Here is a 13,784-nt window from a genome sequence, read left to right on the forward strand (position 1 = left end):
TGTTCTCCTGGGGTTAAAGGCCGCCTACGCAGACGTATTTGAGCTCCATGTACTCGGCCAGGCCGTGCCTGGAGCCTTCCCGGCCGAGGCCGGACTGTTTCCAGCCGCCGAAGGGAATCGGCGCGCCGGTGAATTTCGCGGTGTTGAGCGCGACCATGCCGTATTCGAGGCGCTCGGAGACCCGCGCGGCGCGGCCCAGGTCGTTGGTGTAGACATAGGCCGCGAGGCCGTACTCGGTGTCGTTCGCGCGCCGGACGACCTCGTCTTCGCTGTCGAAGGGCAGCACCGCGGCCACTGGGCCGAAGGTTTCCTCGAAGGCGATGTCCATGCTGTCGGTCACGTCGGCCAGCACGGTCGGGGAGACGAAGCTGCCGCCCAGCTCGTTGTCCATGCCGCCGGTGAGAACCCGGGCGCCCAGGGATATCGCGTTGCCGATGTGGTCGCGGCACTTGTTGGCCACGCTCGCCCGGGTCATCGGGCCGATATCGACGTCTTCCTCCAGGCCGTGGCCCACCTTGAGGGCCGCGGTGGCCAGCGCGAACGCCTTGAGGAACGGCTCGTAGAGGGCGCGCTGCACGTAGATGCGGTTCGCCGCCAGGCAGTCCTGGCCGGAGGTCGCGAACTTCGCGCCGATGCAGCCTTGCACCGCCTCGTCGATCGAGGCGTCGTCGAAGACGATGAACGGCGCGTGGCCGCCAAGCTCCAGGGAGACCTTCTTCAGCGTGTCGGCCGACTGGCGCAGCAGGATGCGGCCGACCTCGGTGGAGCCGGTGAAGCTGAACGCGCGGACTTCCGTGCGTTGCAGCAGCCGGGCGGAGAGCTTCGGCGCATCGCCGGTGACGACCTGGAAAACCCCCGCCGGAATACCGGCCTCCTGCGCCAGCCTGGCCAGGGCGAGGGCGGAGAGCGGGGTTTCCGGCGCGGGCTTGACGATCATGCTGCAGCCGGCGGCGAGCGCGGCGCCGGCCTTGCGGGTGATCATCGCGCTGGGGAAGTTCCACGGGGTGATGGCGGCGGTCACGCCGATCGGCTGCAGCCGTGTGGCCAGTTGGCAGCCGTCGAGGTGGCTGGGGATCGACTCGCCGTAGCTGCGCTCGGCCTCGGCGGCGAACCATTCGAGGAAGTTGGCGCCATAGGCGATTTCGCCCAGCGACTCCTTGAACGGCTTGCCCTGCTCGGCGGTCATGATGGTGGCGAGGTCGTACGAATGCTCGCGGGTGAGCGCGGCCCAGCGGCGCAGGATCGCCCCGCGCTGAACCGCGGGCGTGTCGCGCCAGGATTCGAAGGCCACGGCCGCCGCGTCGACGGCCTTGTCGATCCAGCCTTCCCCGCAATGGGCGACCTGGGCAATGGTCTCGCCGGTCGCCGGATCGGTCACCGCGAGACAGCTTTCACCTTCGATCCACCGCCCATCGATGTAGGCACGCTTCTCCAGAAGGTCCGGGCGCCGCAGTTTTTCCAGCGCCGTTTTGGCAAGGTTTTTCATGTTATGGGCCTCAACGTCAGACGGGTCTTTCTGGAGGCCATTCTAGGAATCGGGTGGCGCCGTCTTGCGGCGTAAACGGCGCGATATGCGCTGAAATGCTTCGAAGATTGCGCCGTTGCGTCGAGGTCCTGCGCGCGGGGGAGGGATCGCAGCGATATCCGGCGCAGCGGCTTGTCGAGCGCCGGGATGCGTCGTCGAATGGGGAGTTGGGGCCGGGAATCTGGCGGGGCGGGGCGATGAGCGCCCCTGGTGGGGGCACTCCGGTAGGGGCGGGGGTTACTTGATTTCCGTGAGGCCCGGAATCGGGATGGTGAAGCCCGACTTGACCCGGTCCATGACCACCATGGTCTTGAACCATTTGATGTTGGAATTGTTGTAGAAGAACTGCCGGGTGAACTGCTCGTAGTCTTCGATGTTCTTCGAGGTGATGACCAGGACGAAGTCGGCATCGCCCGTCACGTAATAGCCGCTCATGATCTCCGGCGTGTTCCGGATCGACTGCTTGAACTTGTCGATGATGTCCGCCCGCTCCCTTTCCAGCGAGACGAGCACCAGCATCGTCACATCGCGGCCCACGGCCTTCGGATTGACCACCGATACGTCGGCCTGGATGACGCCATCCGCCCTCAGGCGCTTGAGGCGGCGTTGCACCCCCGTGCTGGAAAGTCCGACTCGCTCTCCCAGTTCCTCGCTGGAAATCCGGTTGCATTTCTGCAGTTCATCAAGAAGTTTGGCGTCGATCCGGTCCAGTTCCACTCTCAACTCTCTTTCATCCAGCGTGAAGACAATTCCAGGCTTGCATGGCAAAACCGGAAGCCATCGCTGGCTTCCGGTTCGCCGGTTTTCCCCGCCTCTGCTCAGCCGGCGATGCCGGGCTGCAGCACCTTGCCGAGGAAGGATCTGACCCGCGGGTTCGCGCAGCTTCCGAAGAACTCCCGGGGCGGCAGGTCTTCTTCGATCCTGCCCTGGCTGAAGAAGATGATGCGGTCGGCGACCTCGCTGGCAAAGCCCATCTCATGGGTGACGATGAGCATCGTCATGCCGCTGGCCGCCAGCTTCTTCATGACATCCAGCACCTCCGTGACCATTTCCGGGTCGAGGGCCGAGGTGGGCTCGTCGAACAGCAGCACGCGCGGCTCCATGGCCAGCGCGCGGGCGATCGCGACGCGCTGCTGCTGGCCGCCCGAGAGCATCGTCGGGTATTTGTGCGCATGGTCGGCCATGCCGACGCGCTTGAGCAGGTTCGACGCCACTTCCTGCGCCTTGGCCTTCGACAGGCCACGCACCTTGCGCGGGGCGAGGCAGAGGTTCTCCAGCACGGTCATGTTGGAGAACAGGTTGAAGCTCTGGAACACCATGCCCACCTCGCGGCGGAGCGCCGCCAGGCTGGCGGGCTTGTCCGAGACTTCCACGCCGTCGATGACGATCGTGCCGGCCTCGTGCTTCTCCAGCCGGTTCAGCAGGCGGAGAAAGGTGGACTTCCCGGAGCCGGACGCGCCGAGGATCGCCACGACCTCGCCGGGCCTGAAGTCCACGGAGACGCCGTTGAGGACGCTGGCGGCGCCGAAGCTCTTGCAGACGCCCGATACGCTGATCAGGGATTTTTCAGTCATGCCCGTGGCCATGCTCATTTCCTCTCGAAGCTCAGATAGCGTTCCAGGGCGTTGGTGACTTGTGTCAGCCCCGTGGTCAGCACCAGGTAGATCGCGGCGGACGTCAGCAGCACCGGCACCGGTTCGAAGGTCGCCGACTGGATACGGCTGGCGGCGTTCGACAGCTCGACCACGCCGATCGCATAGGCCAGGGACGAGTCCTTGAGCAGCGACACGCCGTTGTTCACCAGCGGCGGCAGGCTGATGCGCAGGGCCTGCGGGAAGACCACGGCGCTGAAGATGGTCAGGCGCGACAGGCCCAGCGCATGGGCCGCCTCGATCTGCCCCTTGGGCACCGAGAGCAGGCCCGAGCGGATGGCTTCGGCGTTGTAGGCGCCGACGTTGAAGGCGAGGGCGATCGCCGCCGAGGTGAAGTCGCTGAACTCCAGGGCGGGCAGGAGAGTGGGCAGCGCGAAGAAGGTGAACAGTATCTGCAGCAGCAGCGGTGTGCCGCGGGCGATCCAGATGTACAGCGCGCACACCCAGCTCACCGGCCAGATGGCCGAGGTCTTGCCCAGCGCCACCAGGGTGCCGATGACCACGCCCAGGGCGCCGGCCAGGAGTGTCAGTTCGATGGTGACGACAGCGGCCTGGGCAAGCTGGTCGGCGTTGGGCCCGATGGGGTTGGGGACATGCCTCAAGATCCACTCCATGCCCACGACAAACGCCAGGGTTACTGCGATGGCCAGCACCGTCTTGATCAGCGGCGAATTCGCCGACAGGCGAACCGGCCTGCCCGGCATGGGCTTGGCACTCGATGACATATTGCACCTCTATCGATAAAACGAACGGCAGGATCGGAATCGCCAGTCGCGGGTTATTCGAAACTGGCGATAAAGGCGGACTTAGTTGCTGGCGACTTTTGCCGGGGCGGACTTGCAGCGGATATCTTCGTTGAACCATTTCTGGGAAATGGCCGCATAAGTTCCGTCGTCCTCGATGTCCTTGAGGACCGCGTTGTATTTATCCAGCAGGCCGGAGTTGCCCTTTTTCACCGCGGTTGCGATTTCTTCGTTGAAGAGCATGTCGCCCAGATACAAGGCGCGGGGCGACCCCTGGATCTGGCTGCCTTTGGCCTGGGCCATCAGGGCGACGAACTTGTCGGTGATCCAGGCGTTGGCGCGCCCGGAAACCAACGCATTGCGCGCATCGTTGTCGGACGAAAGGTTGCGCACCTGCTTGATGCCCGGGACCTTCTGCACCGCTTCGAAATAGGTTGAGCCGGTCTGCACCGACACCGTCTTCCGGTCGAGGTCCGCGGCGCTTTTGATCTCCGGGTTGGTCGAGACGATGATGCCGCCGGTGCAGTAGTGCGGATGGGTGAAGTCCACGGCCTTGGCGCGTTCGGGGGTCACGCCGAACGATGCGATCACCAGGTCCCAGCGATCCTGGGACAGGCCCGCCAGCAGGGAGTCGAACGCCATGGGCTTCCATTCCGCCTTGAGGTTCAGGCGCCTGGCGATTTCGTTGCCCAGGTCGATTTCAAAGCCGGTGAGTTTCCCGCCGTCGAAGTACTGGAAAGGGGGGAAGGTTCCGTCGGTGCCGATGACGAGGGTTCCGCTCTTCTGGATCTCGTCAAGGGGGCGCGCGCTGGCTGTCTGGAAACCGATGGCGCCAATCAGAGCAAAGGCCATGAGGAAGGACTTCTTCATGAGTGCAATATCTCCTGATGAATTATTGTTAAGGCAGAGATAGTTTGTGTACGCCTCTTTCAGGCGCACTTCGGCAACTATGAAGCGAGTTGGTCGAAGGGCCCGGCTGATTGAACTTTGGTGAGGCTGGGTGGAATTATCTTCGCTCTCCAGGCAGCAACTCTTCGTATTTTCCCGCTCGACGCAGGATTGATGCGTAAATCGGTTTTTCCGCGCAGGAGTTGTGCGAGGTTCCGCTGGGACAGGTGTGTTCCGCCCGGAGTGAAGTCCGCATGATGATTTCCAGCGCCGCGCTGACTTGCCTTCGAAGCGGCGGGGCGCACCCCCGCGCACGGGCTCAGGCATTCGCCAGGGCGCCCGGCGCCACCCGCAGCCAGGCCCGCAGCTGCCGTGGGGACGCGTCAGGCCGCTTCGGGCAGCGCCGGGGCCGCCTTCTTCGGCGGCCGGATCGAGCCGATGTACACCGCGAGGATGGTCAGCAGGGCGCCGCCGATCTGCAGCGCCGTGTTGGCCTTGCCGAGGAAGGCGATATCGATGAAATAGGTGATCACCGGCTCCAGCAGCAGGATCAGCCCGGCCAGGCCCAGGCTGATGGCGCCGATCGAGCGGTTGACCAGCAGCCAGCCGACGAACTGCACCAGCACCCCGTAGATCACCAGCATCAGCAGGGTCCGGCCATCGTTGATCGCCAGGCTTTCGCCGTTGGCCAGGGCGTAGCCGAGCAGCACCAGCGCCGCCCACAGGCTCAGGTTGAGCATCTGCGCGATCTTGTCGCCGCCGCCGTCCGGCAACTGGGTGTTGATCTTTAGGAAGTACACGCAGATCGCGTAGGCCAGCCCTGAGAGCACTCCGTACACCACTCCCTTGATCCCCAGGGCGCTGGTCATTTCCGGCATCAGCAGCAGGTACAGCCCGACGAAGGCCAGGCTGATCGAGACGAGGAAATACACCGAAGGCCGTTCCTTGAGCAGGTAGAAGCCCAGGAAGGTCATGAAGAACACCTGGCAGTTGGTCAGGATCGAGCCGATGCCGGGGCCGACGATATGGATGCTCTGGTGCCAGAGCCCCAGGTCGATGGCCAGGAACACCCCGGCCAGCGCGGTATAGAGCCGCGGCTTGAAACCCCTGAGCAGCAGCGGAGTGCGGCGGACCCTGAGCAGCAGGAAGAACAGCATCGAGGCGAACAGCATCCGGTAGAAGCCGGCGCCGCCGGGGCCGATCCGGGCGAAGGCCACGGCCAGGGCGGAAAGGCTGAGCATCAGGCCGCCGACGGTCAGTTCGAGGATCGCCCGGTTGCCGTTAGTCGACATGGACCGCTCCGTCGAGGCGTTGCGGTTTGCCGCCGGCGCGGGGTGTCCGGCCTGGAGACTGGCGCCCGCATGTGGCGGGCAGGCCCGGCGCTGGTGTAGCCATGTTCGGAGTGCTCATCTGAAAGGTGCGTCTTGATCGGTGGAGGGCAGGGCTCAGGCCTGCCGGGCGGCCAGTTCCAGCCACTGGCGCACGGCGGGGTGGGCCAGCACGTTGTCGACGTAGGCCCGCAGATGCCCCGGCACCTGGACGTCGTAGCGGCGGAAGCGGAAGACCACGGGCACGAACATGGCGTCGACGATGCCGAAGCCGCCACAGAGGAAGCTGTGCGAGCCGCTGGCCGCGAGCAGGTCGCTCCAGATCGCGAAGACGCGCTGGATTTCTTCGCGGGTCTGTTCCAGCAGCTCACCGGCCTGGTCCCCGGTGTTCAGGCCGAACGACATCTGCGTGCGCAGGTGGGTGAAACCGGAGTGCATCTCCGCCGCCGCGGCGCGGGCCAGGGCGCGCAGGCGGGCGTCTTCTGGCCAGAGTTTGGCCTGGGGGTGGGTTTCCGCGATGTATTCGCAGATGGCCAGGCTGTCGTTGATGACCATGCCGTCGACCAGCAGCGCCGGGACCTTGCCCGAGGGCGAGTGTTCGAGGATGCGCTGGCGGGTGTCCGGCTGTTCGAGCCGGACCTGCAGGGTCTGGAACGCGACGTCGGCGCTCACCAGGGCCAGCCAGGCGCGGAGCGACCAGGAGGATTTGTCGAAGTCGCCGATAACCAGTTTCGCGGACATCACGCTTGCTCACTCGGGTTGCGGAAGGAGTGGTAACGTTATCCGGCGGTTTTCGGTGCGTATTGTAAAAAACTGGACAGGTCTTGGACGAACAGCGGAACAACCAGCGCGGCACCCCGGAGCAGGACTTCGTCAAGTTCTGGCGCATACCCGAGGGCGAGTGCGAACTGCTCTCGGCGCGCTTCAGCAACCAGACGTTCGGCCGCCATTCCCACGACCGCTACGCCGTCGGGGTCATCAGCGGCGGCGTGGAGCGCATGTACTACCGTGGCCGCCATTCCCTGGGCGGCGCGGGCAGCCTGGTCACCATCAGCCCCGGAGAGATCCACGACGGCCTGCCCGGCCATGAGCAGGGCTGGATGTACCGCATGCTCTACCTCGACCCGCAGTGGCTGAACCGCACGCTGCTGCCGAAGCAGGCGAGCGATTACATTCACCTGTTCAGGACCGCCTTCGACCACTCGCCGGCGCTCGCCCGGAGCTTCCTGCAGCAACACCAGGCCATCGAGGCGTCCCAGTCCGGCCTGGAGCGGGAATGCCTGCTGCTGGAACTGGTGCCCCGGCTCTTCGAGCGCGACGGTGCGCGCATCGCCCCGGCCGAGGGCGTCGAGAAGCAGGCGGTGCAGCGGGTGCGGCGCAAGCTCGAAGACGACTTCGACCAGCAGGTTTCCCTGGAACAGCTGGCCGAGCTGGTGGGCCTGGAGCCGCTGTACCTGATCCGGGTGTTCAAGAAGAGCGTGGGCGTGTCGCCCCACAGCTACCAGATCCAGGTCAGGATCGCCCAGGTCCAGCGCCTGCTGCGTGCCGGCGCGAGCATCGCCGATGCCGCCTTCGCCTGCGGCTTCTTCGACCAGAGCCACATGACCCGCGCGTTCAAGAAGGTGGTCGGGATCACCCCGGGCAGTTTCCGCGCGGGGCGTGCGTCGGCCTAGCTCTGCTGCGGGGCGGTTCGCGAGCACGCTCGCTCCTGCGAAAAGCCCGTTCCGCGCGCAGCTCGCCCCTCTCTGGGACCTCCACCTGTAGGAGCGAGCTTGCTCGCGAACCCAAAGCCCATCCCGAGAAGTGTTCGATATTCGCACCGATAGTCGATTATCGGATTGTTCGCCCGTCTCCCTCGACGGTAGTGTCTTCCCACCGACACGGACCACCACAGCGAGACCGACAATGGCTGAACTCCTCACTCTCCGCGACGCGGTCGAGCGCTTCGTCCATGACGGCGACACCGTCGCCCTCGAAGGCTTCACCCACCTGATCCCGACCGCCGCCGCCCACGAGCTGATCCGCCAGGGCCGCAAGGACCTGCACCTGGTGCGCATGACGCCCGACCTGGTCTACGACCTGCTGATCGGCGCCGGCTGCGTGCGCAAGCTGACCTTCTCCTGGGGCGGCAATCCCGGCGTCGGTTCGCTGCACCGCCTGCGCGACGCAGTGGAGAAGGGCTGGCCGCGTCCGCTGGAGATCGACGAACACAGCCACGCCGACCTCGCCAACTCCTACGTGGCCGGCGCCTCGGGCCTGCCGTTCGCGGTGCTGCGCGCCTACGCCGGCTCCGACCTGCCGAAGGTCAACCCGAACATCCGCTTCATCGAGTGCCCGTTCACCGGCGAGCAGCTGGCCGCCGTGCCCTCGGTGCGCCCGGACGTCACCGTGATCCACGCGCAGAAGGCCGACCGCAAGGGCAACGTGCTGCTGTGGGGCATCCTCGGCGTGCAGAAGGAGGCCGCCCTGGCGGCGAAGCGCTGCATCGTCACCGTCGAGGAAATCGTCGACGACCTCAACGCGCCGATGAACGCCTGCGTGCTGCCGACCTGGGCGCTGTCCGCCGTCTGCCTGGTGCCGGGCGGTTCGCACCCGTCCTACGCCCACGGCTACTCCGAGCGCGACAACCGCTTCTACCGGGCCTGGGACCCGATCGCCCGCGACCGCGACACCTTCAACGCCTGGATCGACACCTACATCCGCGGCACCGAGGATTTTTCCGAGTTCCAAGCCAAGCTCGCGGAGGCCAACTGATGAGCGCCTACAGCACCAATGAGATGATGACCGTGGCCGCCGCCCGCCGCCTGAAGAACGGCGCCGTCTGCTTCGTCGGCATCGGCCTGCCGTCCAAGGCCGCCAACCTGGCGCGCCTGACCGCCTCGCCGGACGTGGTCCTGATCTACGAGTCCGGCCCCATCGGCGCCAAGCCCGGCGTGCTGCCGCTGTCCATCGGCGACGGCGAGCTGGCGGAAACCGCCGACACCGTGGTGCCCACCGGCGAAATCTTCCGCTACTGGCTGCAGGGCGGGCGCATCGACGTCGGCTTCCTCGGCGCCGCCCAGGTCGACCGCTTCGGCAACATCAACACCACCGTGATCGGCGACTACAACAACCCGAAAGTGCGCCTGCCGGGTGCCGGCGGCGCGCCGGAGATCGCCGGTTGCGCCAGGGAAGTGCTGATCATCCTCAAGCAGTCCCACCGCACCTTCGTCGACAAGCTGGCCTTCATCACCTCGGTCGGCTTCGGCGAGGGCGGCGACCATCGCCGGCAGCTCGGCCTGCCGGGCAAGGGCCCGCTGGCGATCATCACCGACCTGTGCATCATGGAGCCCGAAGCCGGCAGCAACGAATTCATCGTCACCTCGCTGCACCCGGGGGTGACCCGCGAGCAGGTGGTGGAGAACACCGGCTGGGCGATCCGCTTCGCCGCGCAAGTCGGCGAGACGCCGGCCCCCAACGACACCGAACTGACCGCCCTGCGTGCCCTGGAAGCGCGCACGGCGGCCGCCCATGGCCAGCAAGGAGCTGAGGAATGAGCCGCGACGTATTCATCTGCGATGCCGTGCGTACACCCATCGGCCGCTTCGGCGGCGCACTGTCGGCGGTGCGCGCCGACGATCTCGCCGCCACCCCGATCAAGGCCCTGCTGGCGCGCAACCCGCAGGTCGACTGGGCCGCGCTGGACGAGGTGTACCTCGGCTGCGCCAACCAGGCCGGCGAGGACAACCGCAACGTCGCGCGCATGGCGGCGCTGCTGGCCGGCCTGCCGGACAGCGTGCCCGGCGTGACCCTCAACCGCCTCTGCGCCTCGGGCATGGACGCGGTGGGCAGCGCCTTCCGCGCCATCGCCAGCGGCGAGGCCGAGCTGATCGTCGCCGGCGGCGTCGAGTCCATGTCCCGCGCGCCCTATGTGATGGGCAAGGCCGACAACGCCTTCGGCCGCGGCCAGAAGATCGAGGACACCACCATCGGCTGGCGCTTCATCAACCCGCTGATGAAGGCCCGCTACGGCGTGGACTCCATGCCCGAGACCGCCGACAACGTGGCCGACGAACACCGGGTGAACCGCGCCGACCAGGACGCCTTCGCCCTGCGCAGCCAGCAGCGCGCCGGCGTCGCCCAGGCGTCGGGCTACTTCGCCGAGGAAATCGTCCCGGTGCGGATCGAGGGGCGCAAGGGCGAGACCGTGGTCGACACCGACGAACACCCGCGCCCGGACACCACCCTCGAAGCGCTGGCCAGGCTCAAGCCGGTCAACGGCGAGGGCAAGACCGTCACCGCCGGCAACGCCTCGGGCGTCAACGACGGCGCCGTGGCGATGATCCTCGCCAGCGCCGAGGCGGTGCAGAAACACGGCCTGACGCCGCGCGCCAGGGTGCTCGGCATGGCCAGCGCCGGCGTCGCCCCGCGGGTGATGGGCATCGGCCCGGTGCCGGCGGTGCGCAAGCTGCTGGAGCGCCTGAACCTGTCGGTCGACCAGTTCGACGTCATCGAGCTGAACGAGGCCTTCGCCGCCCAAGGCCTGGCGGTCACCCGCGAGCTCGGCATCGCCGATGACGATGCGCGGGTCAACCCCAACGGCGGCGCCATCGCCCTCGGCCACCCGCTGGGCGCCAGCGGCGCGCGGCTGGTGCTGACGGCGGTGCACCAGTTGCACAAGAGCGGCGGCAGGCTCGGCCTGTGCACCCTCTGCGTGGGCGTGGGGCAGGGCGTGGCGCTGGTGGTCGAGCGCGTCTGAGCGCTCGCTGAGCCGCGGGCACAGCCCTTGTAGGAGCGGATCCCGAGCGCGCTGGGCTTTGGCTCTTGAAGACTTCCAGAGAAACTTCCGTGAACACCGGAGCGCCCCTTCAGGAGGCCGAGTGGAATCGGAGTTTCAGGGGTTGAGCGGCATGGATGCCGCGAGAGCGTTGTCGGGCCAGGGATGGCCCGTCAACGCGGGCCCCTGAAACTTCGATGGAACGAGGGAATTTTTCGCCTAAGCGAAAAACCGGATGCAGGGGCACAGACCTTTGCCTACTTTGGGGCACTTGCCAAAGTAGGTCGCCCGAGGGGGCGAAACAAAATCTTCCAGCACACACCGAAGCGGCGCAGAAACACCGAACAAAGAGCATCGCGGACAAGGTCCGCTCCTACGGGATGGCGCCGCGTTAGCAGGAAGCGATCCCGCCGGCAACGCTCAGCTCTCCAGCTCCTTGCGGTCGCGGAACAGCTCCAGCGCCTGCGGGTTGGCCAGGGCGTCGGTGTTCTTCACCGGGCGCCCGTGCACCACGTTGCGAACCGCCAGTTCGACGATCTTGCCGCTCAGGGTGCGCGGGATGTCCGCGACTTCGAGGATTTTCGCCGGCACATGGCGCGGGGTGGTGTTGGCGCGGATGGTCTGGCGGATGCGCTCCTGCAGCGCCTCGTCCAGCGCGATGCCTTCGCGCAGGCGGACGAACAGCACCACGCGCACGTCGCCCTGCCATTCCTGGCCGATGGCGATGGACTCCAGCACCTGCTCGACCTTCTCCACCTGGCGGTAGATTTCCGCGGTGCCGATGCGAACGCCGCCGGGGTTGAGCACGGCGTCGGAGCGGCCGTGGATCACCAGGCCGCCGTGTTCGGTCTCCTCGGCGTAGTCGCCGTGGGCCCAGACGCCGGGGAAGGTGGCGAAGTAGGCGTCGAGGAATTTCTCGTTGTTCTCGTCGTTCCAGAAACCCACCGGGATCGACGGGAAGTGCCGCACGCAGACCAGCTCGCCTTTCTCGCCGCGCACCGGCCTGCCGGCGTCGTCCCAGACTTCCACCGCCATGCCCAGGCCCTTGCATTGCAGCTCGCCGCGCCACACCGGCGCGGCCGGGTTGCCCAGGGCGAAGCAGGAGACGATGTCGGTGCCGCCGGAGATCGACGACAGGCAGAGGTCGGCCTTGATGTCGCGGTAGACGTAGTCGAAGCTCTCGTGGGCCAGCGGCGAGCCGGTCGAGAGGATGCTCTTCAGGCGCTCCAGGGAGTGGCTCTGGCGCGGCCGCACGTTGGCCTTTTCCAGCGCGGCGATGTACTTGGCGCTGGTGCCGAAGATGCTGATGCCCTCGGCGTCGACCAGGTCGATCAGCCGTTCCGGGCCGGGGTGGAAGGGCGAGCCGTCGTAGAGCACCAGGCTGGCGCCCAGGGCCAGGCCGGAGACCAGCCAGTTCCACATCATCCAGCCGCAGGTGGTGTAGTAGAACAGCGTGTCGGCGCTGCCCAGGTCGGTGTGCAGGCCGTGTTCCTTGAGGTGTTGCAGCAGCACGCCGCCGGTGCCGTGGACGATGCACTTGGGCACGCCGGTGGTGCCGGAGGAATAGAGGATGTACAGCGGGTGGTCGAAGGGCACCGGGGTGAACACCGGCTCGCCGCCGGCGCGGTAGAAATCCTGCCAGAGGGCGACCCTGGCCAGGGTCTGGTAATCGCCGGGGCGCACGTCGGAACGGGCGCAGGGGACGATCAGCAGCTGTTCCAGGCTGGGCAGCCGGGGGAGGATTTCATTGAGCTTGGCGGTCAGGTCCAGGGTCTTGCCGGCGTAGCGGTAGCCGGCGCAGGCGATCAGCACCTTGGGTTCGATCTGGCCGAAGCGGTCGATCACGCCCTGGGTGCCGAAGTCCGGCGAGCAGCTCGACCAGGTGGCGCCCAGGCTGGCGGTGGCGAGCATGCCGACCACGGTCTGCCAGGTGTTGGGCATGAAGGCCGCGACGCGGTCGCCGATGCCCACCCCGGCGTCGCGCAGGGCCAGTTGCAGGCCGGCGACCTGGGCAGCCAGTTCGGCGTGGCTGAGCACCTCGCGGCGCTCGTCCTCGCTGATGGCGATCAGCGCCGGGTGGTGGTCGCGGCGGCGCAGCAGGTGCTCGGCGAAGTTCAGCGTGGCGCCGGGGAACCAGTGCGCATCGGGCATCTCCGGGCCTTCTTCGAGGACCGCCGTGGGCGCTTCATGGAACTGCACGCCGAAGGTGTCGACGATGGCCAGCCAGAACGCCTCGCGCTCGGCGATGCTCCAGGCGTGCAGGGCGGCGTAGTCGGGCAGGTCGAGCCCGTGCTGCTGCGCCACCCTGCGGCGGAAGGCGTCCATCCGGGTGGCGGCGATGCGTTCGGGGGAGGGGGTCCACAGCGGGGTCATGTTGGGCGTCCGTCCGGTTTTTCTTCTCTAACCAGTGTGGCACGGACGCGGGGATATAGAAGGAGAGGGAGGCTCCTACGGGGAATGCACCGCTTTTGTAGGAGCGGATCTTATCCGCGATGCTTTTGCTCTTCGTACGGTGTTCATGCGCCGCTTCGGCGTGCGCTGGGATATCTGGTTTCGCCCTCCCGGGCGAGTCCCTTTTGGCGTCCCAAAAGGAACCAAAAGGACTTGTCCCGACATCCGGGTCTTCGCTTCGCTCAGACTCCCCTCGCTCCGGTATTGCTCCGAGGGTCGGCTTGCAAGGGCCGTCCCTGGCCCTTCAAGCCTCTCGCGGCATCCATGCCGCTCGCCCCTCTGCGCAATACCTCCACTCGGCCTCCTGACAGGACTCTGCGCGCGCCGGATATTTCGGTGTGACAGACAGAGCTGCAGGATTTGCACTTCGTAGTGCTGTAGGGTGGATGTCGCTGTTTACATCCACCCCTGGCGCCTGGGCTGGGCGCCGATGGTGGACAT

Annotated in this window: 12 protein-coding genes; 4 read left to right on the forward strand and 8 right to left on the reverse strand. The window is 66.6% G+C overall.

Annotated elements, in window-relative coordinates; translation table 11 throughout:
* Nucleotides 1-13: 13 nt before the first annotated feature.
* The 7 genes from AC3B6A_RS11695 to AC3B6A_RS11725 form a co-directional block, all read right to left on the reverse strand.
* Nucleotides 14-1,486, reverse strand: coding sequence for an NAD-dependent succinate-semialdehyde dehydrogenase (locus AC3B6A_RS11695; protein WP_488402903.1), 1,473 nt, complete (start codon nt 1,484-1,486; stop codon nt 14-16).
* Nucleotides 1,487-1,762: 276 nt separating this feature from the next.
* Nucleotides 1,763-2,242, reverse strand: coding sequence for an Lrp/AsnC family transcriptional regulator (locus AC3B6A_RS11700; protein ID WP_488402905.1), 480 nt, complete (start codon nt 2,240-2,242; stop codon nt 1,763-1,765).
* A gap of 101 nt (nt 2,243-2,343) precedes the next feature.
* Nucleotides 2,344-3,084, reverse strand: coding sequence for an amino acid ABC transporter ATP-binding protein (locus AC3B6A_RS11705; RefSeq protein ID WP_488403571.1), 741 nt, complete (start codon nt 3,082-3,084; stop codon nt 2,344-2,346).
* 29 nt (nt 3,085-3,113) lie between these two features.
* Nucleotides 3,114-3,902: an amino acid ABC transporter permease gene (locus tag AC3B6A_RS11710; RefSeq protein ID WP_488402907.1), complete on the reverse strand. Its 789-nt coding sequence runs from the start codon at nt 3,900-3,902 to the stop codon at nt 3,114-3,116.
* An 81-nt stretch (nt 3,903-3,983) separates the two neighbouring features.
* Nucleotides 3,984-4,790 carry an ABC transporter substrate-binding protein gene (locus AC3B6A_RS11715; RefSeq protein WP_488402909.1) on the reverse strand — a complete coding sequence of 269 codons (807 nt, stop codon included), beginning with the start codon at nt 4,788-4,790 and terminating at the stop codon, nt 3,984-3,986.
* Between the two features lie 401 nt (nt 4,791-5,191).
* Entirely contained in the window at nt 5,192-6,100 is a 909-nt protein-coding gene (locus tag AC3B6A_RS11720; RefSeq protein WP_488402911.1) for a DMT family transporter, read from the reverse strand.
* A 153-nt stretch (nt 6,101-6,253) separates the two neighbouring features.
* Complete coding sequence (locus AC3B6A_RS11725) at nt 6,254-6,877, reverse strand: glutathione S-transferase family protein (RefSeq protein ID WP_488402912.1); 624 nt, start codon at nt 6,875-6,877, stop codon at nt 6,254-6,256.
* 83 nt (nt 6,878-6,960) lie between these two features.
* On the opposite strand from AC3B6A_RS11725, the gene AC3B6A_RS11730 reads away from it, so the two are divergent.
* The 4 genes from AC3B6A_RS11730 (at nt 6,961) to pcaF (ending at nt 10,874) form a co-directional block, all read left to right on the forward strand.
* Nucleotides 6,961-7,809, forward strand: coding sequence for a helix-turn-helix transcriptional regulator (locus AC3B6A_RS11730; RefSeq protein WP_488402914.1), 849 nt, complete (start codon nt 6,961-6,963; stop codon nt 7,807-7,809).
* Nucleotides 7,810-8,041: 232 nt separating this feature from the next.
* Nucleotides 8,042-8,890: a CoA transferase subunit A gene (locus AC3B6A_RS11735; protein ID WP_488402916.1), complete on the forward strand. Its 849-nt coding sequence runs from the start codon at nt 8,042-8,044 to the stop codon at nt 8,888-8,890.
* Nucleotides 8,890-9,672, forward strand: coding sequence for a CoA-transferase subunit beta (locus tag AC3B6A_RS11740; RefSeq protein ID WP_488402917.1), 783 nt, complete (start codon nt 8,890-8,892; stop codon nt 9,670-9,672). Before AC3B6A_RS11735 ends, AC3B6A_RS11740 begins: the two co-directional genes overlap by 1 nt.
* A complete protein-coding gene (pcaF, locus tag AC3B6A_RS11745) occupies nt 9,669-10,874 on the forward strand; it encodes a 3-oxoadipyl-CoA thiolase (RefSeq protein ID WP_488402919.1) in 1,206 nt (401 codons plus the stop codon). The genes AC3B6A_RS11740 and pcaF overlap by 4 nt, the downstream gene beginning before the upstream one ends.
* Before the next feature lie 438 nt (nt 10,875-11,312).
* On the opposite strand, the gene AC3B6A_RS11750 is transcribed toward pcaF, so the two are convergent.
* Nucleotides 11,313-13,265, reverse strand: a complete 1,953-nt coding sequence (locus AC3B6A_RS11750; RefSeq protein WP_488402921.1) for an acetoacetate--CoA ligase — start codon at nt 13,263-13,265, stop codon at nt 11,313-11,315.
* Nucleotides 13,266-13,784 lie beyond the last annotated feature (519 nt).

This window comes from Pseudomonas sp. B12(2026) (genome assembly GCF_057767015.1).

Excerpts from the sequence above, each read along its gene's own strand:
- AC3B6A_RS11695 (WP_488402903.1), bottom strand. The coding sequence starts at position 1,486 with ATGAAAAACCTTGCCAAAACGGCGCTGGAAAAACTGCGGCGCCCGGAC.
- AC3B6A_RS11710 (WP_488402907.1), bottom strand. The coding sequence starts at position 3,902 with ATGTCATCGAGTGCCAAGCCCATGCCGGGCAGGCCGGTTCGCCTGTCG.
- AC3B6A_RS11715 (WP_488402909.1), bottom strand. The coding sequence starts at position 4,790 with ATGAAGAAGTCCTTCCTCATGGCCTTTGCTCTGATTGGCGCCATCGGT.
- AC3B6A_RS11720 (WP_488402911.1), bottom strand. The coding sequence starts at position 6,100 with ATGTCGACTAACGGCAACCGGGCGATCCTCGAACTGACCGTCGGCGGC.
- AC3B6A_RS11725 (WP_488402912.1), bottom strand. The coding sequence starts at position 6,877 with ATGTCCGCGAAACTGGTTATCGGCGACTTCGACAAATCCTCCTGGTCG.
- AC3B6A_RS11735 (WP_488402916.1), top strand. The coding sequence starts at position 8,042 with ATGGCTGAACTCCTCACTCTCCGCGACGCGGTCGAGCGCTTCGTCCAT.
- AC3B6A_RS11740 (WP_488402917.1), top strand. The coding sequence starts at position 8,890 with ATGAGCGCCTACAGCACCAATGAGATGATGACCGTGGCCGCCGCCCGC.
- pcaF (WP_488402919.1), top strand. The coding sequence starts at position 9,669 with ATGAGCCGCGACGTATTCATCTGCGATGCCGTGCGTACACCCATCGGC.
- AC3B6A_RS11750 (WP_488402921.1), bottom strand. The coding sequence starts at position 13,265 with ATGACCCCGCTGTGGACCCCCTCCCCCGAACGCATCGCCGCCACCCGG.